The organism is Chryseobacterium sp. SIMBA_038, from assembly GCF_046535115.1.
Taxonomy (GTDB): domain Bacteria; phylum Bacteroidota; class Bacteroidia; order Flavobacteriales; family Weeksellaceae; genus Chryseobacterium.
On sequence record NZ_JAWRXH010000209.1, the window covers coordinates 1 to 266 of the forward strand.

A 266-nucleotide genomic window follows, 5' to 3' on the forward strand; every position below is an offset into this window, starting at 1 on the left:
GGGGATTCGTCACAAGTTCTGAGTGCGCCGGACCGGGCAGGAAGGGCGGCGGCGGACCGGCGCCGCCCTTCCCGCGAAACCGGTGAAGCCCGCGAACCGTGGACCCGCCGCGCATCATGTGTGCAAGCGTCAGCAGGTCCGCACCGTCGCTTACGTCACCGTCCCCTTCTTCAGCGCGTCGATACAGGAGATCCCCGCGCGCCGCCTCGGCCGCAGGAATTTCGAGCTGACGCTCGGCGGTTCGGGTAACGGCACGGTCGGCTGGT

At 69.2% G+C, this 266-nt stretch carries 1 protein-coding gene; it reads left to right on the forward strand.

What is annotated here, in order from left to right:
- Positions 1-82: 82 nt before the first annotated feature.
- Positions 83-266 (forward strand): hypothetical protein (locus SB689_RS23315; protein ID WP_410694425.1); only part of this gene is annotated, 184 nt, incomplete at its 3' end.